The organism is Metabacillus mesotrionivorans (assembly GCF_052171315.1).
Lineage (GTDB): Bacteria > Bacillota > Bacilli > Bacillales > Bacillaceae > Bacillus_P.
Window position 1 is genome coordinate 265,142 of sequence record NZ_JBQMFF010000002.1, and the last position, 24,158, is coordinate 289,299.

23 protein-coding genes are annotated in these 24,158 nt (G+C 38.9%); all 23 read right to left on the bottom strand.

Going from position 1 to position 24,158, the window contains the following annotated elements; translation table 11 throughout:
• Positions 1–120: 120 nt before the first annotated feature.
• Positions 121–771, bottom strand: coding sequence for a hypothetical protein (locus ACTSEZ_RS06215; protein ID WP_369733312.1), 651 nt, complete (start codon positions 769–771; stop codon positions 121–123).
• Positions 772–849: 78 nt separating this feature from the next.
• Complete coding sequence (locus ACTSEZ_RS06220) at positions 850–966, bottom strand: paeninodin family lasso peptide (RefSeq protein ID WP_369733313.1); 117 nt, start codon at positions 964–966, stop codon at positions 850–852.
• Between the two features lie 27 nt (positions 967–993).
• On the bottom strand, positions 994–2,796 hold the full coding sequence (locus tag ACTSEZ_RS06225; RefSeq protein ID WP_369733314.1) for an ABC transporter ATP-binding protein: 1,803 nt from the start codon (positions 2,794–2,796) through the stop codon (positions 994–996).
• Positions 2,793–3,989, bottom strand: coding sequence for a nucleotidyltransferase domain-containing protein (locus ACTSEZ_RS06230; protein WP_369733315.1), 1,197 nt, complete (start codon positions 3,987–3,989; stop codon positions 2,793–2,795). Before ACTSEZ_RS06230 ends, ACTSEZ_RS06225 begins: the two co-directional genes overlap by 4 nt.
• On the bottom strand, positions 3,937–4,410 hold the full coding sequence (locus ACTSEZ_RS06235) for a lasso peptide biosynthesis B2 protein (RefSeq protein WP_369734062.1): 474 nt from the start codon (positions 4,408–4,410) through the stop codon (positions 3,937–3,939). The genes ACTSEZ_RS06230 and ACTSEZ_RS06235 overlap by 53 nt, the downstream gene beginning before the upstream one ends.
• A gap of 45 nt (positions 4,411–4,455) precedes the next feature.
• Entirely contained in the window at positions 4,456–4,752 is a 297-nt protein-coding gene (locus ACTSEZ_RS06240) for a lasso peptide biosynthesis PqqD family chaperone (protein WP_369733316.1), read from the bottom strand.
• A complete protein-coding gene (locus ACTSEZ_RS06245) occupies positions 4,749–5,684 on the bottom strand; it encodes an aldolase (RefSeq protein ID WP_369733317.1) in 936 nt (311 codons plus the stop codon). The genes ACTSEZ_RS06240 and ACTSEZ_RS06245 overlap by 4 nt, the downstream gene beginning before the upstream one ends.
• A 96-nt stretch (positions 5,685–5,780) precedes the next feature.
• Complete coding sequence (locus tag ACTSEZ_RS06250) at positions 5,781–5,903, bottom strand: paeninodin family lasso peptide (protein ID WP_369733318.1); 123 nt, start codon at positions 5,901–5,903, stop codon at positions 5,781–5,783.
• A gap of 5 nt (positions 5,904–5,908) precedes the next feature.
• Positions 5,909–7,846: an asparagine synthase-related protein gene (locus ACTSEZ_RS06255; RefSeq protein WP_369733319.1), complete on the bottom strand. Its 1,938-nt coding sequence runs from the start codon at positions 7,844–7,846 to the stop codon at positions 5,909–5,911.
• 113 nt (positions 7,847–7,959) lie between these two features.
• Positions 7,960–8,991 carry a UDP-glucose 4-epimerase GalE gene (gene galE, locus ACTSEZ_RS06260; RefSeq protein ID WP_369733320.1) on the bottom strand — a complete coding sequence of 344 codons (1,032 nt, stop codon included), beginning with the start codon at positions 8,989–8,991 and terminating at the stop codon, positions 7,960–7,962.
• Between the two features lie 185 nt (positions 8,992–9,176).
• Complete coding sequence (locus tag ACTSEZ_RS06265; protein ID WP_369733321.1) at positions 9,177–11,513, bottom strand: right-handed parallel beta-helix repeat-containing protein; 2,337 nt, start codon at positions 11,511–11,513, stop codon at positions 9,177–9,179.
• A 194-nt stretch (positions 11,514–11,707) separates the two neighbouring features.
• Positions 11,708–12,868 (bottom strand): aminotransferase class I/II-fold pyridoxal phosphate-dependent enzyme, encoded by a 1,161-nt coding sequence (locus tag ACTSEZ_RS06270; RefSeq protein ID WP_369733322.1) that lies wholly within the window; start codon positions 12,866–12,868, stop codon positions 11,708–11,710.
• The gene (locus ACTSEZ_RS06275) at positions 12,822–13,520 is read right to left on the bottom strand and encodes an acetyltransferase (protein ID WP_369733323.1); all 699 of its coding nucleotides are present in this window, start codon (positions 13,518–13,520) and stop codon (positions 12,822–12,824) included. Before ACTSEZ_RS06275 ends, ACTSEZ_RS06270 begins: the two co-directional genes overlap by 47 nt.
• Positions 13,513–14,109: a sugar transferase gene (locus ACTSEZ_RS06280; protein WP_369733324.1), complete on the bottom strand. Its 597-nt coding sequence runs from the start codon at positions 14,107–14,109 to the stop codon at positions 13,513–13,515. The genes ACTSEZ_RS06275 and ACTSEZ_RS06280 overlap by 8 nt, the downstream gene beginning before the upstream one ends.
• 116 nt (positions 14,110–14,225) lie before the next feature.
• Positions 14,226–15,776: a lipopolysaccharide biosynthesis protein gene (locus ACTSEZ_RS06285; protein ID WP_369733325.1), complete on the bottom strand. Its 1,551-nt coding sequence runs from the start codon at positions 15,774–15,776 to the stop codon at positions 14,226–14,228.
• 79 nt (positions 15,777–15,855) lie between these two features.
• Positions 15,856–16,821, bottom strand: a complete 966-nt coding sequence (locus ACTSEZ_RS06290) for a glycosyltransferase family 2 protein (RefSeq protein ID WP_369733326.1) — start codon at positions 16,819–16,821, stop codon at positions 15,856–15,858.
• 18 nt (positions 16,822–16,839) lie between these two features.
• A complete protein-coding gene (locus tag ACTSEZ_RS06295; RefSeq protein WP_369733327.1) occupies positions 16,840–18,036 on the bottom strand; it encodes a glycosyltransferase in 1,197 nt (398 codons plus the stop codon).
• 13 nt (positions 18,037–18,049) lie between these two features.
• Positions 18,050–18,802 (bottom strand): glycosyltransferase family 32 protein, encoded by a 753-nt coding sequence (locus tag ACTSEZ_RS06300; protein ID WP_369733328.1) that lies wholly within the window; start codon positions 18,800–18,802, stop codon positions 18,050–18,052.
• A 38-nt stretch (positions 18,803–18,840) separates the two neighbouring features.
• The gene (locus ACTSEZ_RS06305) at positions 18,841–19,908 is read right to left on the bottom strand and encodes an EpsG family protein (protein ID WP_369733329.1); all 1,068 of its coding nucleotides are present in this window, start codon (positions 19,906–19,908) and stop codon (positions 18,841–18,843) included.
• 42 nt (positions 19,909–19,950) lie between these two features.
• The gene (locus tag ACTSEZ_RS06310) at positions 19,951–20,832 is read right to left on the bottom strand and encodes a glycosyltransferase family A protein (protein ID WP_369734063.1); all 882 of its coding nucleotides are present in this window, start codon (positions 20,830–20,832) and stop codon (positions 19,951–19,953) included.
• Positions 20,829–21,944 carry a glycosyltransferase family 1 protein gene (locus tag ACTSEZ_RS06315; RefSeq protein WP_369733330.1) on the bottom strand — a complete coding sequence of 372 codons (1,116 nt, stop codon included), beginning with the start codon at positions 21,942–21,944 and terminating at the stop codon, positions 20,829–20,831. Before ACTSEZ_RS06315 ends, ACTSEZ_RS06310 begins: the two co-directional genes overlap by 4 nt.
• Positions 21,889–23,022, bottom strand: a complete 1,134-nt coding sequence (locus ACTSEZ_RS06320) for a glycosyltransferase (RefSeq protein ID WP_369733331.1) — start codon at positions 23,020–23,022, stop codon at positions 21,889–21,891. The genes ACTSEZ_RS06315 and ACTSEZ_RS06320 overlap by 56 nt, the downstream gene beginning before the upstream one ends.
• Complete coding sequence (locus ACTSEZ_RS06325; protein WP_369733332.1) at positions 22,985–24,151, bottom strand: glycosyltransferase family 4 protein; 1,167 nt, start codon at positions 24,149–24,151, stop codon at positions 22,985–22,987. The genes ACTSEZ_RS06320 and ACTSEZ_RS06325 overlap by 38 nt, the downstream gene beginning before the upstream one ends.
• Positions 24,152–24,158 lie beyond the last annotated feature (7 nt).

Sequence of the window (24,158 nt, forward strand, 5' to 3'; positions counted from 1 at the left end):
TCGATTGAATGGTCAAACTTTTGTGGAGTTTTATTATTTTGTAGAATTTCATACGTGGAGTTCAATGGAGATTTCTGATTGAATAGAAAAAGAGATTGATTATCTTCTAATACAATCCCTTTATCTTAAATATGCAGCTACCTTTTTTTGAGTAATTCTAAGTAATTGCAAAAAACTTGTTTGCGGTTGATAAACAGGCACCTTGTCTTTTTCTAAAAGGCTGTCAACCGCCTTTTTATTATTCATAATTCTCTCTATATCAAATGTTACTGGAACAAGCGAAGTTCCCGGACCAATGAGTTCCTCCCCGACTTTTTCTACGTGAAGTCCAAAGGAAATTTTCAGCATCCTAAAAAACTTCTTTTCAATCAGAGCAATATAATATCTTGGGCTGTACTGCCTGACATGATAGTAAAAAACATATAAAATCAAATAAAAGTAACCCTTTCTTTGATACTCTTGTTTTATACAGAGTTTATCAATCTCCCAAATTCTCTTGTAGTTGTTTTTAAATTCAGGTAGAAGTGAAAAGGATATCTCGGTCTTTCCTTCTACCGTACTGTGGGGATTATTGGGGTGATAAGGGATAAACTCAATGGTTCCAATAATTTCACGGTTATTGTTTTCCCCAAGAACAATTAAATACCTCACACCATGTTTAGAATAAGGATCGTTAAACCATCCCATCTTTGAACAAAGGGTTTCCCATGTGTTCTCAAACTCTTTCTGCTGTTTTTCATTACAGACTTTTTCTATGAATGGATGTCTCAAACCATCACCTCTAAATAATAAATGTACGATCAAAAAAAGCCCTTGTCTTCTCAGAATCAGGGCTTTTACTATCTTATTTCAGCTGTCTAATTCAGGGGGGCAATCTGGATCACCCTTATCAGGCGGTTCCCACCCTTTGAATGTATTTGAAACATCGAGTATCTCTAAAGCTGGGATTTTCCATAACTCTTTCATACATATCACCTCCTTTCAAATTACAAATCATTTGACTGAAATACTTGCCTCATGCTGACGATGAACAAGATTGCCAAAAACCTTATTTTTATCATTCGCCAGCTGCTGATATGGACCCTGCTGAACAACCTCCCCATTTTCTAATACAATCACTTGATCTGCATTTCTGATTGTTGAGAGCCTGTGAGCAATCACCACAATGGTCATTCGTCCTTTAAGACGATCAATGGCTTCCTGAATGCTTGCTTCATTTTCTGTATCAAGCGCACTTGTTGCTTCATCTAAAACTAAAATAGCCGGTTTTCTTAAAATCGCTCTTGCCAGTACGATTCTCTGTCTCTCTCCCCCAGAAAGCCTGACTCCTCTGTCACCTAATTTCGTATCAAGCCCATGGGGAAGATTTTTGACAAAGTCGGCAGCAGAAGAAAAACGAAGTGCGTCCCAAAGCTCGCTGTCCCCTGCATGTTCTGCCACCATTTGCAGATTCTCCCGGATGGAGCCATTAAATAAAAACGGCTCCTGCGGAACATAACTTACAGACTTGCGCAAAGCTTGAGCATTTGAAGGCGTCAGCTTCGTTCCGTCCACCAAAACTTCCCCGTGTTCAGGAGTATTCAAGCCCATTAGAATATCAATTAACGTACTTTTGCCTGCACCTGATTTTCCGGCAACAGCGGTCATTTTATTGATGGGAATCGTTATTGAGATGTTTTTTAATGCGTACTCTCTGCTGCCTGAATAGCGAAAGGATACATCCTTCAGTTCCATTATGTTTTTTAGAATCAGAGGATTGTTCTGCTCAATTGCTAAATCAGATTGTTCTTCCGCTTTCACACACTCATCCTGAAGATTTTTGACAGCCTGAAAGGCAGGAAGCATTGCTGCAATTTGTTCCAGTGAACTTTGGATTCCCGCAACTCTTGGCCACAGCCTTGAAAAAATCACAATAATGAGCATGAGCTGTCCTGCCTGTGCATGAAACAGATTAACTGAAACAAAAATGAAAACTGCAATTAAAATGGAAGATGCTGCTTTGTAATAAAGCTGTGAAGTTGCTTTGAGTGTGGAATACTCAATTTGTTCATTTTTCATACCAAGTGTTATTGAGCTGAACCAATTCATTTTTGCATGTTCAAGCGTATTGCTTTTTATGTCCTTTATCCCGTTGATCTGGTCTGTAATCCCTGCCAAATATTCTTTTCCAAGCGTGTAATTTTTTCTGCCAAGAGCCAGGGAAGATTTTAAAAATCTCCGGTTTAAAAAAACTACTGCTGCACCGCATATTAATAAAAAAACAGTAATGCTTGGGGAAAGGATGAGAGCAAAACCAATTTGAATCACAGTAAAAAAAAGAGATGCCAAAAATTGCAGCAGCGAGTGGGTGCCTGCGTTAGAGCGGGCGATCTCGGCAGTAAGAATGTTTATCAAGTCTGATTTTCTGTTTCTCAGAAAAAAGCTCCAGTTTGCCCGAAGCAAAGACTGGTAAGTTTTGAGTCTTAAATGCCGAAAGAATCCATGCTGAATTTTCACATTCTCAATGGAAATCTTTCTGTGCAGGAGATTCTGCAGCACAGAAATCGTCACAAACAGAAAGAGAACGAGTGGTAATCCTGTGTTTTCCGGCAAGTTGCTGAAATACGAAAAAAATGAAGTGAATGGCGTGTTTTTGAGATTTAGCTCAATAAGACCCGTAAAGCTGATCATGGGAATCAAAAGCAACACTCCAATTCCGTCCAGTAAACTGATCAGCACGGTTGCAAGCAAATTGATATAAAGACGCCTGCCTGAGAAAGAGTGAATTTGTTTTAAAAAGTACAAGATAAGATTCATGATTTCTGCCCCTTGAGATAACCGGTTTCTTTGACCGCTTTCCTCCATGTCCAAAGGAAAGGATGCAGAATGTAGTAAAGGGAATGATATTTTAAAGGCAGGGGCAATGTTTCTGCATCTTCTGGAAATGGGAATAAAAAACTTGCGAGATGCAAGAATTTCTGCTCAAAACACATCAGTGAAAACAAATAGGCGGCGTGATAAGAACTGATTTCCTCAGGTAATGGAGAGGTATGAAGATTAATTTTATTTTCCAGATAAAAAATGGCTGATTGTGCGCTCTTAAGTTCTCTTCCTGCATCCACCTTGACATCAATGCCAGCAGGTATGGATGCATCCAGTAAATGTGCAGCTAACGATACTGCCTGCTTCCCTTCTTTTAAAGAATGAAAGGAATGGAGTAAGCCTTCCGCCGTTTTCCAGTTTACATCCTGTTTAAGAATCCGCTGAATATCCGTCAGCCACCGGAGCCTTGACCACCCATGTCTTCCGCCATGTTTGACAAGGAATGAAAATAAGTCTTCTTTTCCTAAAGAGAACAGCGGAGATTCAGATAATGAACTTCTTCTTTTATTCATCCAAAGGTGTTCAAATCCTGGTTCCCGCCCTGGTCCCGGGTGCAGCCGCCAGTGAATTTCAGCTTTAATTTTCTTATCGGGATGAAAATAAGTGAAATGATGATGTCTCCATTTCCAATCACCCAGAATCGTTTTAATGTATTCGTCCTTTACAAAGCCCATCCGCTGCAGTACGGTTTCTGCCTGGACCAGTTTGTCTAACGGTACAAGAAAATCAAGGTCACTCGATGTTCTCATAGAGAGATCACCATACAGATCATGTGCGATAACAGGTCCCTTCAGGAAAAGAACACGTATTTTCTCATCCAGCAGATTTCGGCTCAATTCTTCCATTACCGAAGATAGATAAAGCATATGAAAAGTGTTGTTCTTGAATTTCCTTTCAAAGAATGAAAGAATATCTACCGGTACTATCGTGCTTGGAAGCTCTTTGAGACGGGGATAGATTAGCGGGTATACTCGATGATGGACACATAAATTTACAAAAACAGACCAGTCCAGCTTATGAAACAAGTTGATGCTTTTTTCAGCTAATTGCTCCTCCTCCTGATCTTTTAAGAGTTCAAGAATGACTTTTAACTCTCTCGGTACTTTCGATAATTCCAGTTTCATCATTCAATCCCTCCATGTGCTTTGCGAATTTAGCCACTACAGTAAACGTTTCCATTCCTTCTGCACCAGTTACGATGCATGAACCGCTTCTCAGCCATGCGTGTGCTGAAAGCTTGCCGCTTTCATCTCTGCCCGTTCCAAGATACATCGTGCTGCCAATCCCTCGCTTCTCCAGCATTTTCATTGCAGCAATGGCTTTAACAAGACACTGGCTTTCCCAAAATGTATAGTTGCTCATCAAGTAAATAGCATGAGAAATGCGCTTGACTGTCTTTTGTTGAGAATCAATTGATTCATAGCCGGTTTCTTCCATGTGATTTCCAAGTGATGGAGCCACCTTTGCAAACGGAAGGCACTTCAACAGGCGTCCGATTCCCAAATAATAGAAAGACTCGACAAGCAGGAATTTTGTTTTTCTGTCCATACTATGAAAAAGCAGTAACTTTCTCAACTATCTTCTGATCCTCTCTTAATCCAGATTTATCTTCACCAGATTTTCTTTGTTTAATTCCTCTAAAAATGATAAAACCTGAGCCTCGCAAACTTCCTTTTCTACCTGGTATTGCGCTGTCAGCAGTTCGATTAAATTCGAAAAATGGATTGGTTTATTAATCAGATCCCATATGATTCCACCCATCTCCCCTAAATTATAATATTTTCCATTTTTAACACTAAGCATGACTTTCTCGCCGTTCATGTTGCTTACTAGGTTTCCCTCTGTTTGACTAACTGTAAATTGGGTGTTGTTAATTGCAGCTGTACTCAAAACGAAACGCCTCCTTTAATTTCAACTAAAATTTGATCAGCAAGCTCTAGTGCTGTAAATGGAGCCTCAGGTCTTTCAAGCTGATACATCATTATCTTTTCTGCTAAAGATGCGGATGTGGCAAAATGCCATTCTATTAAATTCATGTTGGCAAGATAAAAGTTCCGGTACGTATGCTTAAATAAAGTTTGCAGACAGTGCAATTTACTCAGTGGCCTGAACCGGATCTCAGCGGATTCTGTTTTCGTTAACTCAAATATCCCGGCCAAAGGCAGCGAAGCCGATTCATAATGATCCACCACAGGCACAGAATATTTTGTTTCTCTGTTGAATATCTTACTGTATTTTTCTGCATTCATGCCAAAAGCATCCAAGCTGCTTAGCCATAGCTTTTGATGGGGATAAGCCGGTGTCACGTATGGAATTCCGTTTGAATGAAACGTTACAGGAATAACATCATCTGTCAGCAATGAACAGCCTCTATTTATTAAAGCGGAAGCAAGCGTGGATTTTCCCGCACCGGAATCCCCGACTATGGCATATGCTTTTCCTCCAAAAGCAAACGCACTGCCATGCAGCGGGAGAATCTTTCTTTGCATGAGAATGGCCCCCATGCACGAACCGAGCAAATACAGTCTGATCAGATCATCATCTGCATTTTTTTCAGGCGAATAGAAAATCTCGTTCCCCTTAGAAACTAAAAAGATTCCAACTGTTTTGATATGAAACAGGACAAAATTCTCATTGATCACAAAAGAACGTCCGTTGACAGAATGCTCTTGCCATAAAGAGCTCAAGTCTCTTTTTTCAATCAGAATGTGGAAGGATGGTTCAGCATCCGGGAATACTGTGAGCTCCCTCAGCTGTATATCAGACTGGATAATAAAGCCGAAACCGCTGTACCTGCTGGCTTTTATTTGAATTGTAGTCAAACAAACAACTCCCAAAATTGAAATAAATGGTATCTTTTTTAAAAAGATACCCCTATTTTGATTGGATAAGGGTATCTTTTCTATTAAGTATTAGAATTAACTGTAATGAACTGTTTCATCTTGATCTGGCTGAACAGCATCAGGAGTTTTCAAACCCGGTCCTGCCATCGTCAGACTTACATCTAGCACTTCAAGTGCCGGAGCCTGCCACGTTTTCATACAAATCACCTCCCTTCAAATCGTGTAAGAAACCGGTAGAGAATCAGGCATCTCATAAGGACCCTGAATTCAAATTCGAAAATTAAGCCCGGCTTAAATTCACCGGAAATTTTTTTGAGGTAGTCCTTCAGTAAAGGCTGGTTTAGCATCGACACGATTCTTGGTGCATCAAGGGCATGATTTACTTCTTGAATGAAGCTCTCCCATTCAGCTTTCATACGGTGCACACCATCGGCGCCCTGCACACCTCTTGATTTTTGATTCAGTCTGATCTCATCGGGAAGCCAGCCGTTTGTTGCACGGCGCACCAATGATCTGTCCCGTCCATTTTGGACATATTGATCATCAGGAACAGAAAGACAGAACTGAACAACCCGAAGATCATTCGTGGGGTCCCTCTCCCATAGAGCATGTCTGAGTGACAATTTCGTGCCGATGGTGCCATTTAAAGCCCATATATGTGACTGCTCAAATTGAAGCCGTTTCATTTGATAGGCATCTGTAATGCCGATACCCGTAACATCGATTCCCCTTTCATTTAAATGGCTGAAAACATCATTTTTTTCTGCAAACTGAGGATTAATCCAAACGGGAAAACCTTCAGAAGCATCACGATCAATCCATTTTGAAACAGAAGGAAACGCCTTTTTTCTAACGAACTTCATTATTCTCTTTTGATCGACGCCGATATGCTGACTGTACAGCTTTATTTCTTTATAAAGAACGAAAAAGCTGCATTTTTTCAACAGTCTTGCATAATGATCCAAGGCAGGTCCAAACGATATTGTCCAATTCCCTCTCTGCCCGTTCAGCAGGATCCCAATATTTTGAGCAGCTGCCTGTTCATAGATTCCTTTTATCCAAAACGAATTCTCAAAAAATTTGTACGGCATCTCCATAATATCCAGCCATTCATCTATTTCTGAGTAAGGATTGCTTTTCGGAAAACTTAAATATTGATCATTTATATTGCCGACATATTCGACGGTTGATCTTATATGAGGCCGTTCATCGGCAACTCTGTACCTGTGCGTCCAGTCAGAGAATCCATCAACAGGCACATAGCTGAATGTCTGCAGGGTCTGCTTTTTTTCAAGCAGAGCACGTGCTGCAAAACTGGCGACCGTTCCTGAGTCCAGTCCCCCGCTCAGCTGTGCCCCTACACCCTTTCTTGATCTGGTCCTGTCTGCTACCGCCCGCTTGAACACGTCTCTGAACGCTTCTTCATATTCACCATTTGAAGCAAAGTGTAATTTGTGAGAGTAGTCAAACCAATGATACCTCTTCACCTTCATCACACCGTTTTTTATAGATAAAGAATGGCCCGGAGGAACTTGAAACACATTCTTGTAAACCGTCTCTTCTGCAGTGCTTGAGTCGCTGGTCACAGGTATCGCGACAAATTCTGCCATCCACTTCTCGTTCACTTCTTTCTTCTGCCCAGCTGAGAACAAAGGTTCAATAATCGTGCTGAATACAAATTTCCTCGAATTATTGAAGTAATACAATGTTCTGGAGCCGGAGAAATCACGTGCAGCGAATAACTTGTTTTTATGAGCATCCCATATGACGAACGCGAAGTCTCCAATTATGTATTTAGGGGCGTCTTCTCCCCATTTTCTATACGCCATCAGGATCAGCTGGCTGTCTGCTACGCCTGTAAAAGTCCGATCTTCAGATAGCATCTCAATCAATTCTGTTCTGTTATCAATGATGGCATCGGCCGTTATGGCTAAACTGGAAATGGAATCGTAATACGGAAGAACCTCTCCAATTGATTCCGGTGTGATCCACTGTGCATGACAGCCCAAGAATACATGATTCTTATGCCAGAGTTTTATATCATCAGAAGGAAATTTGCTGAGTACTCTCATCATCTTTTTTGCTTCTTCATAACGAACATCCTTGTTATGAAGGTCCACTATTCCAACTATGGCGCTCATGGCGTCACTCCTACGAATATGTCTCTTCTAAGCGAACAGTCACATAAAATCATTCTATATTAAGAACGATACATTACTATTGATCTAATTGCAACAAGATTTTACAGGATTAATCAAATTATTTGTAATTCTTTATCCAGATACGTTTCTGTCTGGTTCATTTGCCAGTTCCATGAATCTCTACACATATCTTCTAAGCTTTTTTCGGCATTCCATTGAAGTAAGATCCTTGCTTTAGAACAATCGGCATAGCTGACAGCAGCGTCTCCCTTTCTTCGTTCCGATAATTGGAAAGGTATCTTTTTTCCTGAAACCTTTTCAAACATCCGAACAATTTCAAGGACACTGTAGCCCTGTCCAGTACCAAGATTAAACGCCTCTATTCCATTAGAACAAGCAACAGCTTCCAATGCTTTTAAATGTCCTCCAGCAAGGTCAGCAACATGAATATAATCTCTGATTCCCGTACCATCTTTAGTGTCATAATCACTTCCAAAAATGGACAGACACGTTCTTTTACCTGCTGCAACCTGAGTTACATAAGGAAAGAGATTGTTGGGAATACCCTTTGGATTTTCTCCTAACAAACCGCTTGGATGTGCTCCTACGGGATTAAAATAGCGAAGTATTGCAATGCTCCATTCAGGATCCGCTGAATAAATATCTCTTAGCATTTCTTCAATAAACAGCTTTGTTCTTCCATAAGGATTTGAAGCACTAAGCGGCATATCCTCCTTCAACGGAACCTTATTATGCGAGCCGTATACCGTGGCTGAAGAACTGAATACGAGTTTTTTGATTTCGTATTTCTTCATTAATTTAAATAAAGTTAAGGACCCTGAGATATTATTATGATAGTAATTTAATGGCACAGAGACAGATTCACCGACTGCCTTATGGCCTGCAAAGTGAATGACGGCATCAAAATGATGCTCGAGAAAAATTTTTTCCATCTTCATCTCATCTGTTATATCTTCTTTAATAAAAATCAAATCTTTTCCGGTAATTTCCTTTACTCTTTCTAATGAGCTCTCATTGGAGTTGCTTAAATTATCTACTACTACAATTTCGTGACCTGAAAGCAGCAGTTCTGCACAGGTATGTGATCCTATATAGCCTGCTCCGCCTGAAACAAGAATTTTCATCGTATCACTCCTTAAGATTATGCTCCTAAAAAAACAGGAAGATAGATAATCAAGAAAGTTCTTTATAAAGAACACTTTCATACAGCTTACCTGAATATCAATATTAATTCAATTAACAGGAAACGTTTTTATAAAAAACAGACAGAAAAAAACTCACCTTTTTAATGTGAGTTTGCTGTTACTGATTAGATTTTTTTTACAGTTACAAACAAAGGTGTTTGCATGTGATAATTTATTTGCAGCACATTTGGTGAAACGATTGTTATAACCGGATTAACAAGTTGGTTATCCTGAGCTAAACATTGAATGAATACCTCTGATGAACCTAAATTATGGCTTATTGCAGCAGAGTAGCGATTTCCTTCTGGTGTGAGATTTACTGTTGTTTTAAAGGTATTCTCTATATCATAGCTAACGAAGATGCCAGGGTCTGCAGCAGGAAAAAGAATATTAGAGACTTTGTTCTCTGAAAAGATAATGTTTTTCATGGGTTTCACATTATTGTAGTAGGCTATCGTCTTTGTTCCTCCGCCTGTGTAGGTTATACTCGAATTTTTGACAAAAAGCGTGAACACTGAAGCAACAACCGGTTTGTCATGATGAATTATATAGGAGAAAGAAGGGTTTTTAATTAAAATTTTGCTATTTGTCACTTTTATTGATCCGCTTGGCTGGTTGAGGTCCGTCGCAAAAAAATAAGTCAGTGATGTTGAACTGATCTCGCAACTTTCCAATTCGATATCGGCTTTATACCCTGGAGTGTTAATATTTCCAGCCTTCATGACAGTATCTGCTAACGTGCAATTGTACAGATTCAGCTGTCTATTTTTTGTGCCGAAAATCAGATTAATCAATATACAGTTGTAAAAGGATGATTCTTGAATATATACTGCCTCATCTGCAGATGTTCCATTTATTGTCTGAATCGTTATTTTCAAGTTATTAAATGTACAGTTTATGAACTCATATACTTTAGACGTACAATCTCTCAATATGGCTGAATCAAAAATGCAATCTTCAAGTTTGTATGCAGTAATTGAAAAAGCTCCTGCCATATTTACATACTTTATGCGATTGTTTTTAAAAGTATTGTTAACCCTGCTCGTTCCCATGTGGATAGAAGGAACGTCTACCAAATTATTATCTGTAAAATTCAGCTGATAGGATGAGTTGTTGCCAAAAGAAAAGTTGCCTCCCTTAAAGCTGTTCTCCTGAATATTAACAAAGGCATGATCGAAATTGGATGACATCAACCCTATATTTGTGGCGCAATTATAAATAAAGTTTCCCTTAATATTTGCAAATGATAAGCTGTACAGATTGATACCGATTCCATCCATATTGTAAATGTGGTTGTTTTCAATAAAAATGGTATAACAGCCTGCCAAAATACCATTATTACTGCCATAGATCAAATTATTTCTAATGTAATTGCTGTCTCCGTATGAATCTTCCTGGTTGATTCCATATCTGGTAGAGTCATTAAAGGTCGGTTTGCCGTCCAGGAAGCTGCTGCTCGCCTTTCCATTATCCCGAATCGTATTGTATTGAATTGCATTATAGCTTCCACCCAGTGTAATTCCGCCTCTATGGCCGTTGAAAATTTCATTTTGTTCAACTATATTGTGATGGGGGATCAAGCCGAATTTCAGCGTGATTTGCATGTTTTTTGCAGTGTTTGTCTCATTGAAAAAGACAAATCTCATCTTTGATGCAGCTGACGGAATCGAGATGTCCTGGTAAATCTTTCTCCTTTTCAACACCCCAATAAAGGAATTGTCTGCCCTGTAGAAAAAGATGTCTGCCTCCTTATTGGCTAGAGCTGTCAATCTCGTATAACCAGCCCCTGCAATAAGAAATGAACTGAAAGATACATCCGATGGGATGGAAATAAAAGCTGACGTTAAAGAATCAGCTGATGCAACAGGCTTTCCTGTCGTATAATCCAGACTGTTTAACGTGAATCCAAAATTAATACCTGCTAACTCTCTGAATGATGAACTCGTAAAAGTAACGTTGTCCCCCATATAATCTCTTACTGTGCAGTTCTTTAACGAAGAATAATTTGTACTTTTAGTGAATACAACACCGTACGAATGCTCCATTCTTCTTTCCTCAGGGTTAACAAAACTGCGGTCTTCCCTGCAGCCAATGATTGTTCCGCCCTTAAGATGAGCGTCTGTTACATTCTCAAACTCAATGCTGTTTCCCTTGAAATTATAAAAATCAGCACTTTTTCTGGAATCGAAAGGTGATTTTCTGTCTGAATCAAAAATCACTTTAAGAGTTGATCCATTTAAATCAAAGATGAAATTGCTTATCATTTTAATGGCTCTCGGATAACAGATAGCGTAGTTTCCCTTAGGTAAAACCGCACCGCTGTATCCGTTGTTTTTAGCAAACGCCAATGCATTGTTTATTCCCTGTATATTTGCATCTGCTTTCAAATAATCGGCATTTGTATATGGCTTAACAGGCAATCCCTGGCTGATATTCCACCTGGCAAGTTCAATAGTATACATACAAACTATCCTTTCAAAATAGTGTAGTTTGTATAAGCTATGTTTTAATATTTCAAGCTGATTGGACGAAACAAGGTGAAAGAGGGATTTTTATAATAAAAAGGTCCTAATTCCAGGAGAGACCAAAGCATCACTAGAAACCCTTTTCAAGCAAGAATTGGGTGCAGCAATAGAGATGTAAATCTAGTTATTGGTCAGCCTGCTATTGAATCAGCTGTTCGAACGGCTGATTTGATGCACTTGATAATCATTTCCTGTTCATCAGGTGTCATACTCGAACCCGATGGAAGACATACTCCTCTTTTGAACAAATCTTCAGATACAGCTTTGTCTTCATGGTGGGAATAGAATGGAGCATCTTTAAACAACGGCTGCAAATGAAGGGGTTTCCATACGTGCCGAGCCTCTATGTTTTCCTCCTCAAGAAGCTGAATCAGTTCAGACGAATTCAGGCCGAATTCATGTTTGTCGAGTGTCAGCGCTGTCAGCCATCTATTTGAGACAGTGTCTGCTAATTCTGGCATAAACTGAATACCCGGAAGACCTTGAAGCTGGTCTCTGTATGCTGAAAAAATTGCTCTTCGCGACCTGACTCGATCATCCAATACTTCAAGCTGACCACGCCCCACTCCGGCTAAAAGATTGCTCATGCGATAATTGTAACCAATGTGGCTGTGTTCATAATAGGGGGCTTCATCTCTGGCCTGAGAGGCAAAAAACCTGGCTTTTTCAAGTTGCTCAACGTGATTGGAGACAAGCATGCCGCCTCCGGAAGTGCTGATGATTTTATTTCCATTAAATGAAAAAATGCCAAAGTGTCCGAACGTACCGCTTTTTTTCCCTTTATAACTTGAACCGAGGGATTCTGCTGCGTCCTCGATTATTGGAACATCATAATACTTGCATATCGTACTGATTTCGTCCATTTTTGCACTTTGGCCATATAAATTGACTACAATTACAGCTTTTGGGATCTTCATGGTCCTTTCTGCTTCTTGGAAAGCCCGTGCTAATGCCTCAGGGGACATATTCCAGCTTTCAGGTTCTGAATCTATAAACACTGGTTCAGCACCTTCGTACAAAATAGGATTTGCACTGGCTACAAAAGTAAGTGAGGAGCAGAAGACAGTATCGTTTTTTTCAACTCCGAGTAGTTTGAGAGCAAGGTGAATAGCCGCAGTCCCTGAGCTTAAAGCTACCGCTCCTTTAGAGCCAGAATAATCTGCGATTTCCTTTTCAAAAAAATCCACATTGGGACCGAGGGGTGCAAGCCAATTGCTTTCAAATGCGTCGTTAATGTATTTTAGTTCATTCCCGCTCATGTGAGGAGGTGACAAAAATATTCTTTTTTTCATGACAGTTCTCCTTCTTATCTTTCAATAGATATCTAGCCGGATTGCCTGCTGCTTTTGTATGTTTTTCAATATCATGAATCACAACAGCCCCCGCCCCAATTATGGCCCATTCTCCTACTGTCTTATTAGGAATAATTGTAGCTGAGGCCCCTATGTGAGCACCTGCTTTAATTGTTACACCGCCAGTCAGAGTCGCATTAGGAGAGACATGAACGAAGTTCTGAATATGGTTGTCATGCTCAATAATAGACCCTGAATTTACAATGCAGTGACTTCCGATTTTCGTATTGGCATTGATAATGCTGCCGGGCATCACAACAGTACCGGGTCCAATCTCTGCAGTAGGGCTAATTAATGCAGACGGATGGATCAGTGCTGCATATTGATTATGATCAATGGCTAAACGATTTACGATGTTTGCCCGCACGAGGTTGTCACCAACAGCAACAAAAAAATAGACTTCAGGAAATTTTTTTGTTAGATATGTGTAATCGGATATTCTCCCGTAATAAATCCCATCAATTTCCTTTCTATCTTTCGTTTTATCATCTAAAACACCGCCAAGCTGATAGGTATTCTGTTTTTGAATGATGTCACGTATTACCCTGCTGTGTCCCCCGGCACCAATTACTGCAAGCATTGGTTTATTCATTGCCGGCACCCTTGAATTTCTGTGCCGTTGCAAAGCCAGGCTGATTGATTCCGTCTGATTTCAGTACTTTTTTTAGCGTCATCAGCATAATTTTCACATCCAAAAGATATGTCTGATTTTCAACATACCAAACATCTAGTTCAAATTTCTGCTCCCATGAGAGTGCATTTCGTCCATTCACCTGAGCCCATCCAGTGATACCTGGTTTGACTAAATGCCTTTTAGCCTGCTCATCAGTATACAGAGGCAAATATTCCATCAGCAATGGTCTTGGACCGACCAAACTCAGTTCTCCTTTAAGAACATTGAAAAGCTGCGGCAATTCATCAAGGCTGTATTTCCTCAATAACCTTCCGTAAGAAGTTAATCTTTCCTCATCTGATAATAAAAAACCATTTTCGTCTTTCTGTTCCGTCATGGTACGGAACTTTAAAAGAGAAAATGGCTTGTTTCTATAACCAGGTCTTTTTTGCTTTAAAATGACAGGTGAACCCACATCAAATTTGACGCCGATGGAAATAATCAAAAGTGGAAATAATAATAAAAGGAGCAATAAACTTGCAGCTATGATATCTGTCATTCGTTTCATTTAATCACACTCTTTTCTTTAGTCATACATTTATTTCTATCTAGCTCATATAGACTGTCTGTTACAGGAAGCTAAAAGACGGTCCTTTTGGAAAATGTGAAAGAAAGGCTGCCAAACTACGCGGTTTCTCCGGCTGAAATCTTCCGTTTTCCTGTGAAAAGACTCCCTGCCCTCATTTTCCATTTTTTTCTTTCTCTTCTGCTTAGACCGAACATCCAAAAAGACAGAACGTATAAAGATAAAAGAATAGTCACATTCATCAGAAAAGTAAACCATGAGGCGGCCGGAAGAAAATCTTTCAATACGATGCCAATCGTAATCATAAAAAAATGAATAACCGTAATGGGTGAAACCTTCGCAACATATGTCCTGAGTTTGAATTTGAACACGTGAATGTAAATCATGTTAACGATCATCCAGTTTAGAATGATTATGGCAATAGCTAATCCATAAGCCATTCCGACTACACCATAGTCTTGAATCAGGAAAAAGCCTCCCAGAGCTCCCAATCCGAAAATCCCAAGTTGAAGAAATGCCCTGACTCCGTCTGCTTTTTTTGCTCTTAGTATTAATACACAGCTGTACTGAACAGTTTGAACAATCATTGCAAACATCAGTATAAAGCTAATATTCCATGACAACACGTAATCAGGCCCAACCCAAAGCAAAATAAAGTCTTTTCCGTAAACGTAATATAACGACAGGATGGCTCCCATTAAATAAAATTGTAATCTTCCAATCTTAATTGCAAAGTGTGTTAGTTCATGATTATCAGCACCATTTGTCACCATCTTCGTAACCATAGGAAACAATTTGCTGTTTATCACCCCGGATATATACTGAAAGTAACTGATGATTGTAATGCCAACTGCAAAGACAGCCACCTCTTTTGAGCCAAGAGTTGCCCCGATTATCAATAACCCAACTCTCCAAATCATCATATCAGCCAGATTCCCTACGAAAATGAACACAGAATAACTAAAAACCTCTTTTACCAGATCTTTATTAAAAGATGATAATTTAATCTTAAGGTTCAAGTGTTTTCTTGAGAAATAGAAAAAGATCAAGCCGGTACATATATTTAATACCGTATCAACAATGACTATTGCAACCGATTTATACCCCGAGTTCAGTAATACAAAAATGACTATCAATCTGGTTATAATTCTGATAAAACTGATCAAGTTAATAAAGGGGAACCTTTCAAATGCCTGTATGTAGGCATTGATGGCTCCAATATAGAAGGAAATAAAGATGTTAAACAGCAGAACTGCCAACAGTAATTTCGCCGTATTTAATTCTTCGGCAGAAAGTGAGTTTCCAAAAATTCCATCAAACCAGAAATACATCACAGTTCCTGCTAAACAGACAATGAAGGCCAGTGCCGTATATATATAAAACGAAAGACTGATGAAACGATCAATCTTTTCCTTTTTTTTCTCAGCCAAGTACTGCGAGACATATCTTGTAACAGCATTCCCAAAACCAAAATCCAAAACGGCTATACTGGCAATAAGTGCTCCTATTAATGAATATATTCCATATTCCGACTGCCCTAATGATGTAATAACATAAGGAGTGAATAATATACCAGCAGCTAATTCTAAGAGTAAAATTCCATATGAAGAGATGATTCCAATCTTCACGTTTTTTATATTCGCAGACATTCAACTACCCTTCCATCTATCTTTTTATAGGTGCGTTATGGAGAATAAGTGACTTGTGTTGCTTTCCTCTTATTTGTTCCTAAAAATGGATGTGGTGAAATAATTTTGTTTTCCACAGCAATAGATTGAGTTTGCTTCTAACATCCATTCTATTGCTATAAATAATACTTACTAATGTGGCATGGATAAAAGAATATCTGCTCGCTGCAAATTCTCTGTAAATATGCTTTTCTTTTGTTAAATGTGCATTGAAATACATTTTTATGATTTTTTCCAATGTAATGACTTTGAACGTATTCAGGCTCCTATTGCTTAGAGGCAGCTGTTTGCGATCAATATAGTTTAAAATTGCAAGGACTGCAAAGGAGTAATCTTCGAGACGTTTCCAACCTTTCTTCGACGTGATGGAGCCATTTCTAATTAAATAGTTATACAGAGGTTTATTGACAAAAGAGATTGCGGCGCATTTTGTAATCAGTCTGAAGATCGGGAACCAATCCTGAGTATACCTATTCGGTTCAAAGTACAGTTTATGCTGATCAATGACGGACTTTTTAATTAGTTTATTCCAAACTACACCCATCAATTGGCAATTTATGATCAAATCCGCTACTTCCATTCCCGAATATATCTTTTCAGGTTTTACCTTTAAAGATACGTTATTTATCTTTTGGGGATGTGCAGTGTTTACTTCACTGTGACCGCAAATCACCATATCGCTCTCGTCTTCGGTTATTTTCTTTAACATTAATTCAAGCATATCTTTTTCAAGAAAATCATCTGAATCTATAAACAAAATGTAGTCGCCCTTTGCAACTTCAAGAGCTGCATTTCTCGCTACAGATATCCCCTGATTGTTCTGATTGATTAGGATCAAGTTAGTATGGGCAGATTTGTATTCATTGAGTATTTTCAGGGATTGATCGGTTGATCCGTCGTTCACAACGATCACTTCAATATTTCTGTAAGACTGGCTGAATATGCTTTGCAGACATGTGTCAAGATACGATTCAACATTGTATACGGGCATGATTATTGAGATCATTTCATACTCCTCAACTAATTATTGGGACATAATTTCGTAAAGCTTTTCTAATTCTTCCTTTTTACTGTAGTCCCTAGCGATGCAGTTGGCTGACAGGCGTTCTCTTAAAGGCTGATCATCTATTAGTCTCTCAATGCCTTTAACCAATCCTTTAATGGAGGCTTCCGTAATATATCCATCTTCTCCATCTGACAACTGAGCCGCTGCAGTAGGATAATTAGAAATCATCACAGGCTTTGATAAGATTTGAGCCTCAAGCACTGTCACCGCCTTTCCTTCATAGCGAGAGGGCTGAACATATAAATCAGCTGCCTGAATGTAGGGATATGGATTATATTTCTTTCCGAGCAAAATAAATGAGTCCTCTAAATCGTACGACTGAATCAGCTTCTTCAGTTTTTTTTCCTCGCCTCCATAACCGACAATATACCAGGAAATATTCCGATTTCCCTTCTCCCTTAGAACTTTTAACGTTTCAACAGCCAAGTCGATGCCTTTGGCATATGAGAGTCTGGCAACCGTAATAATTTTAAAGCGTGGATCGGTCAGCAGCGGATTTATTACTTCTTCTTTGGACATTTGTTTGATAAAATCAGGAGAATTTGTATTTTCGACAACCATGACTCTTAGAGATAACTGAGGATATTTAGATAAGAAGGCATTTTTACATTCATCAGAAACAGCCACAAGGTGATCAAATTCTTTCCACACATTTAAATCTTCTTCAATATCTGTGTCAATCTTAGAATAATCTGTATGGATCCAAGCTACTTTTTTACGGGCATTTACTTTAAATGCCACGAAATTATGCGGCCATAAATAACTGATGGCTGTATCATAGTATTTTTCTAGTTTTGGAAGGTGTTTTAATGAATATTTCCACATAAGCTGCATTTGAATATAGCCTGATTCACTCATTTTTTTAGACCTGCGTTTGTAATCGGCAATTAATTTTGCCCTCACCCTGCCGGCAGCCAGAAGATATTTTCTTTCATTCACTAACTTCTTGATTGGTTTTCGAAAAGAAGTATAATCAGGCATTTCACTTAGTAAGTTTACTTTATCAGGCAGTGAGTCCAGTAAATCGCCTGTGTGGCTGTATAGCATTAGGTCAACATTAAACTTTGTATAATCAAAATGATTCAGTAAATTAATTAAACTTCTTTCTACGCCACCAATTTCCATATCGTAATTCGCTATCAGGACACTTTCCATGCAAATCCCCCTTTCATTTCATGACGTCTCTTATTCTGGCGATAGTATTTCCACCGATCAGTTTAGATGCACATTCCTTTATATAACTTTTCATTCGCGCTCTGAAAGGAAGCCAGCTCTTATAAAAATAATGGATGGTATACGTGTTCCCTGTGATGAATTTTCTGCTGTTAATATAATCATATGGTGAAAAATAAGTCTGCGGATAAAAAGCACCAATATCCTCAATCATCTGAAATTCACCGTTCAGCAGGAGGCTTTTGCTTTCCAATAACTTAGTGACTGCTGCTACGTTCGTTAAACTGTCATAAGACCCGTCTTTCTTTAGAAACAATTTATTTTCATATGAATCTAGAAATTCTTTAATAAATTTGTTTCCTCTCACAGCTCCAATTGTACTAGTAGCTATAAAATTTTCCTGTTCAAAACCCCAAAATGATGTATGCAAAAGCATCTTTTCATCAAACGGCTTGATGACTTCAACATCTGTATCCAAATAAATTCCGCCATGATGATACAGAGCATATACTCTCACATAATCACTGACAAAAGCATATTTCCCAGCTTCATAAGCTTCTTTCACATACGAGTTTGCCTGTATGTCAAAGGTCTCTTCATTCCATTCTCTTATTTCATATCCAATCAATTTATTTTTCCAGCTCTGAATGCATTTTTTTACAATTCCAGGTTTTTCTTTTTTTCCAAACCAGCAATAGTGGATCAGCTTAGGAATAAGCACCGTTTGTCCTGCTGCACCGTTAATCATCTCCATACTCCTCTCTGCCATTGCGGCCAATCCAAAGTTTAGAAGTTTAAATAATCGCTGCCGTAATTTAAACCAAGCCCTATGACATGCTCGTAATAGAAGTACAGAAAATAGCATATGAGGATTCCATAATAGATAACTCTTTCGTAATTTCTTTTAAACAATTTCACGAGCCAAGACAGCAAAATTAAATTATAAAGACCAAAGTATATATTAAACCTTGCGAATATCCAGTTTTGCGTAGCGATAATCATAAAAAGAACGCTGATAATTGATAAATTGACGATAATGTCGCTGTGCGGCCAAATTTTCCGCAATTTTTCTCTGCCTAAAAAAGCAATCATTACAGGTACAGCATTAACAAATACACGTATGATGCTAGCACCGCCTTCTTGAAATTCGCTGTATTGTGCATATTGTGTATTGCTGATGGCAGAAAATAGAAGAGTTGAAAATTCGTTAAACCCCACAACAATCATTACTGCAGCACCTAGCAGGATGAACGTCACCTGTGTCCAGGCTTCTCTTCTGACGATGAAGTAAATAGGAACCATGATCAGTGCACTTTTATGGATCGTTGAGGCGAAAAGAATGATACAAAGAAATTTTTTAAAATGTCCGTTTAAAATGTATGTCGTTGAAGTAAAGACAATTGCAGCTGCAAGGAATTGTCTTATGCCGTTCATAGAGGTTGTAAACATTCCTGAAGCTATATACACGTATATGCTTAACTCTATCATTCTCGAGTAATTTAGTAGAACAACCACAATCAACATATTCGTAATGAGTGCAGTTGTAAAAATAAGAATTTGAGGATCCGATGAAAGTTGCTGTAAAAACATCTGATAAATATTAAACCCAAAATCTCCGCTGTAATCAATCGTGCTCCAGGACAATTCATTTTCTTCAAATGAATTCATATAAAAAAAGGTGTCTCCAATATTATTTTGAAGACCTGATACAGCAATTAATGAAATGGCTGCCAGAGCAACGAAGATTTTGTTCGGTCTAATGTACGTATAGTCCACCATTGCCGGCTTACCGAAATAACGTCCAAAAAAAGAAAGTAGGTAGGCAATCCCCAAATTCAACCACATTACAGTCATACTTATATTCCTTTCACTCAGCTTGTTCGCTTTGACAGCTTTTTAACGGTCAGAAGATTTCAGGAACAAGAACAAACCTATACCAGCCGGTATGGCTGCTAATGTTGTCAGTTTTCTTGGTGATTCCTGCAGGAATCTCTTGTTTTTAATCAGCAGGCTGCTTGATACATAATGCACTGATTCTCTAAACCTATCTTTAAAATTCCTGGAATACTTCATGCCGGCTTTCCGGAAAAAAGCAAATCCACGTGGATTTTTTTTGTATTGCTTTATCATGTTCAGACTAGATCCATCGGGTAAATACTCTACGTGGCACAGTACTTCGTTCATCACCAGCAGGGGATGCATCTGGTCTATCAGCAAATATTTATAGCTGAGCGGGCAATATGTTTCTCCCGCAAAAATAGGATATGGGGGTGTTTTTTTCATCAAATCCGTTCTGTATACGAGTTTTTTATCTCCTTTCACCTTATATTTGGAGTAAAGATCAATCAATGTCGAATGGTGCAGCCCCATCGGCATGACTGTTCCGATAATGTCCCCAGACGGTGCGGCATCCAGACCGACAATTCCCGCAAAGCCGCTGTTCCCATGTTCCTTCCAAAAAGAAATAATTCTTTCCACAGCGTCATCTGACATATAGTCATCAGAGTCTATACAAACATTTAATTCTGTTTCAATTCTTTCGTATGCTGCATTATGTGCACCATGCATGCCGAGATTTTTTTGATAGTGATACGAAATAGGAACTAAGCCGTCTTCCATCCACCCTTTCACCAAATCTCTTGTTCCGTCTGTTGATCCGTCATCAATGATCATCCAGATAAAATCTTTACATGTTTGCCTTTTTAAACTTTCGTAACATTTATGAAGAATATAAGCACGATTAAAAGAAGGCGTAAAAACTGTTAATATTGGCTTCAAAGTAACACCTCCTCGGTTCTTTTGGATTTGTCCGTATAGAAGTCTGCCAGCCAAATTGACATGCTTGAGGTGTCATAACCTTTTTCTCGAAGTATAGAAGTACAATTACCACGCTCCAGATTCGATGATAGTATCTTATCTGCCCACTTTACAGCTGATTCTTTTAAGTCGGCGAAAGAAAGTTTGCCCGTTACATTTGTCTCTTTCGTAATAGCAGAAGATGCAATAACAGGCAGTCCGGAGGCCTGGGCTTCGATCAGTACAACTGGAAGACCTTCAAAAAGAGACGGAAATAGAAAAATGTCCATTGCCTGCAATAAAGAAGAAATGTCCTCTCTCACACCAAGAAATAGAACGTTTTTAGACAGGCCAAGTTTAAAAACTTTCTCTTCCATTTCTTTTCTTAAACCGCCTTCACCTGCAAGCAGCAAAACGGCATCCGGCTTTTTCCTGGAAATCTCTTTGAATATATCAATAAGAAAGGTATGATTCTTCTGTCTGTTGAACCTTCCTATGTGCCCAACGACCAATTCATTCTTCAAGTTCAGCTCTTCTCTTATCTTATTTCTTTTTTCGAAATCAAATATAAATTCCTCTGCATTCACTGCATTATTCATGACCGTAATATCATTTCTTTCACCGAAAAGCCAACTTCCCGCTTTCTTAGAACAAGCAAAATAATGTGTAGGTGCCTCTTTCATGCAGTGCCTTGCATATAGTCTGAAAGGAAGTTTATAGTCAAGTCCAAGATCACTTAAATGGCTATGAGCGATTCTGCAAGGGATATTCGCCTCTTTGGCAGCCCTGAGGACAAAACTGCTGTTTTCATTATTGTGGGCGTGAACGACCCTGTATTCTCTCTGTTTTGCAAAAAAATCTTTTAATAGAAGGAAATAGGTGCTGTAATTGCCTGGTTTTATTGGCGGCATCCTGAAAATCTGCCCCCCAAGCTCTTCTATTTCATCATCGTAGTGTCCTCTTTCTGTGCGGTGGACCATAAAATCAAATTGGATTTTACTTCGGTCCATCTTTCGATAGTAATTCATCAGCATGGTTTCAAGCCCGCCGCGGTTCATGATGGTTACCACTTGAAGCACTCTCATCGGATTCATTCTTCTCCCCCTGTCGCACCGTTTTTCTCAAAAATTCTATTAATGTCAGCATCAAGAATAAACCTGGAACAAATCCGGTTTTGGCAAAGAAAAAAAACGTCTTCCAGGCAACAGAACAGTGTGAAGTGTTGAATTGCCTTAGCGCACGTTTAATCTGATCATTGCTTATGATTTCTTTCAGCTGGCCTGATCTTTCAGCAAATGAACTTTTGTTTGATTTGCTGATTGTATTCAACCCTAGACCAAGAGTATTTAAGCTGATTCGATTTTTAAGAACCGCTGTGTACTCGTAGCCCAAATTTTTATCTTTAATAAAAGTTTCCATTATTTGATAAAGAGTAAGAAACTGACCGGTTAATTTAGAATTATACTTAGTGGTCACTGAAGATTCATTTGCACGCCAATAGTGATACAGTGGTTTATTGATAAAGACAATAGAGTGAGCGTGATAGACAGCATGTATGTTAAAAAGAGTATCTTCATTGCTGCCGATTAGTTTTAAATCTGTAAAATAGAGATGATGGTTTTTTATCAGTTCAGCTCTGTACAACTTGGACCAAACAGTTCCCCATGAATCAAGATTCTCAGGAGAAGCAGCCTCTTTATCAGTGGGGCCTATAAGTCTCTTCAGAAAAATCGACTGAACTTCAGAGTCCCGATATACGACGACTGGATGACATGAGAATTTTTTTACATTCGAGTGAGTTCCAAATTCCCGTACATACGATGACATTACAATGTCAGCATTTTCTTTTACAGCTGTTTCGTAAAGTTCGTGATACATAGCTGGATGAATCCAGTCATCTGGATCAACAAATCCAATATATTCTCCTTTAGCTATCCTTAATCCGTCATTCCTTGCTTCTGAAACACCGTTGTTTCTTTTATTCATGACGATCAGTTCAGGATGATTTTTTTGAAAATCATGAAGTATGTTCCCGCTTTGATCTGTCGAACCATCATTGATGCAGATTATCTCTGCATCTGTAAACTTCTGATTTAGCAGGCTTTCAAGACACCTTGACAGATATTTTTCTACATTATATATAGGCACGATTATACTGATTTTCGGATTCATTTTTTTCCCTCTGCATGTATGTGTTATAGATTAATTCAAGCTCTCTGATAACAGATGATGTATCATATTTCAAAAGCTTCATTCTGCTCGTTTCTCCGAATTGCTCTCTCAGGACTTTACTGTTGCTTAGTTCCGCCACTCTTTCAAACAATGAAAACTCGTTTTGGTCTGAAATGATAAAACCATTCACCCCGTTCTCCACAAGTTCTCGATGCCCTCTGTTTTCTGTTGCGATGATTGGCAGGCCGCATGCCATTGCCTCCATAATGTTGACAGGAAGACCCTCCCTCAAGCTGGAAGCTACTCCCACATCGCACATGGGGAGGATGTCTGCAATGTCTTTTCTGAATCCCAAGAAATCAACCATTTCCAGGATGCCATTTTCCGCTGCAAACTGTTTGCATTCTTCTAGAAGGTTTCCTTCTCCTGCAAGCAGCAGCTTGGCATTCGGAAGTTTGTCTTTGAGTAGACACATTGCCCGAAGAAGAAGCTTTTGGTTTTTGTTTTTGTTAAATTCTGCAGCGTAAAAGAGAAGAAAGTCGTTTTTTTTGTAGTTGTACGATTGTCTCCTGATTTCTTTATCTTCAGAAGACAGGGGGCTATACTTTTCGACATCAACCCCCACCCCATGTATATGCTCTATTGCTGCCGCTTTAAATTTATGCTGACGTGCAAGTCTGTAATCTTCTTCATTGATTGTGAGGAGGCAGTCCGTTTTTGAGGACAGCCATTTTTCGACTGGATAATATGTGAGCCAGTTTAAGAGTGGGGCACCTTTGCAGAAATGAAATCCATGCGCTGTGTAAATCACTTTGGTCCCTTTTGTTCTGGCTTCTCTGGCTGCCAGTCTTGTTAAAACCCCTCCTACAGGAGTATGACAGTGAACAATTGAGTAATGCTGAGTATCAATCAGCTGTTTCAGCTGTTTGTATGCTTCCAAATTCCTTCTGTTAAATGGTGATCTCTGAATGGAAAGATTGAATTTTTTATCCGTATAGGGAAGATTTATGTTTCCGTTTGCGGCTACATGTACTTCCCATCCCATATCCCGGAACCATTTTAATACAGGAAGATGGAAGCTCTTAAAATGATAATCTACAGTTGCAGTGAACAGTATTTTCTGCTGCATTTCATCA

Coding starts and splice junctions, on each gene's coding strand:
- ACTSEZ_RS06270 (WP_369733322.1), bottom strand. CDS start 12,868: ATGAAAAAAAGAATATTTTTGTCACCTCCTCACATGAGCGGGAATGAA.
- ACTSEZ_RS06300 (WP_369733328.1), bottom strand. CDS start 18,802: ATGATTAACGGTGCAGCAGGACAAACGGTGCTTATTCCTAAGCTGATC.
- galE (WP_369733320.1), bottom strand. CDS start 8,991: ATGAAAATTCTTGTTTCAGGCGGAGCAGGCTATATAGGATCACATACC.
- ACTSEZ_RS06315 (WP_369733330.1), bottom strand. CDS start 21,944: ATGAATCCGATGAGAGTGCTTCAAGTGGTAACCATCATGAACCGCGGC.
- ACTSEZ_RS06285 (WP_369733325.1), bottom strand. CDS start 15,776: ATGTCTGCGAATATAAAAAACGTGAAGATTGGAATCATCTCTTCATAT.
- ACTSEZ_RS06320 (WP_369733331.1), bottom strand. CDS start 23,022: ATGAATCCGAAAATCAGTATAATCGTGCCTATATATAATGTAGAAAAA.
- ACTSEZ_RS06250 (WP_369733318.1), bottom strand. CDS start 5,903: ATGAAAACGTGGCAGGCTCCGGCACTTGAAGTGCTAGATGTAAGTCTG.
- ACTSEZ_RS06230 (WP_369733315.1), bottom strand. CDS start 3,989: ATGATGAAACTGGAATTATCGAAAGTACCGAGAGAGTTAAAAGTCATT.
- ACTSEZ_RS06265 (WP_369733321.1), bottom strand. CDS start 11,513: ATGTATACTATTGAACTTGCCAGGTGGAATATCAGCCAGGGATTGCCT.
- ACTSEZ_RS06275 (WP_369733323.1), bottom strand. CDS start 13,520: ATGAATAAACCAATGCTTGCAGTAATTGGTGCCGGGGGACACAGCAGG.
- ACTSEZ_RS06295 (WP_369733327.1), bottom strand. CDS start 18,036: ATGGAAAGTGTCCTGATAGCGAATTACGATATGGAAATTGGTGGCGTA.
- ACTSEZ_RS06290 (WP_369733326.1), bottom strand. CDS start 16,821: ATGATCTCAATAATCATGCCCGTATACAATGTTGAATCGTATCTTGAC.
- ACTSEZ_RS06220 (WP_369733313.1), bottom strand. CDS start 966: ATGAAAGAGTTATGGAAAATCCCAGCTTTAGAGATACTCGATGTTTCA.
- ACTSEZ_RS06325 (WP_369733332.1), bottom strand. CDS start 24,151: ATGCAGCAGAAAATACTGTTCACTGCAACTGTAGATTATCATTTTAAG.
- ACTSEZ_RS06280 (WP_369733324.1), bottom strand. CDS start 14,109: ATGAAACGAATGACAGATATCATAGCTGCAAGTTTATTGCTCCTTTTA.
- ACTSEZ_RS06225 (WP_369733314.1), bottom strand. CDS start 2,796: ATGAATCTTATCTTGTACTTTTTAAAACAAATTCACTCTTTCTCAGGC.
- ACTSEZ_RS06255 (WP_369733319.1), bottom strand. CDS start 7,846: ATGAGCGCCATAGTTGGAATAGTGGACCTTCATAACAAGGATGTTCGT.
- ACTSEZ_RS06305 (WP_369733329.1), bottom strand. CDS start 19,908: ATGACTGTAATGTGGTTGAATTTGGGGATTGCCTACCTACTTTCTTTT.
- ACTSEZ_RS06235 (WP_369734062.1), bottom strand. CDS start 4,410: ATGGACAGAAAAACAAAATTCCTGCTTGTCGAGTCTTTCTATTATTTG.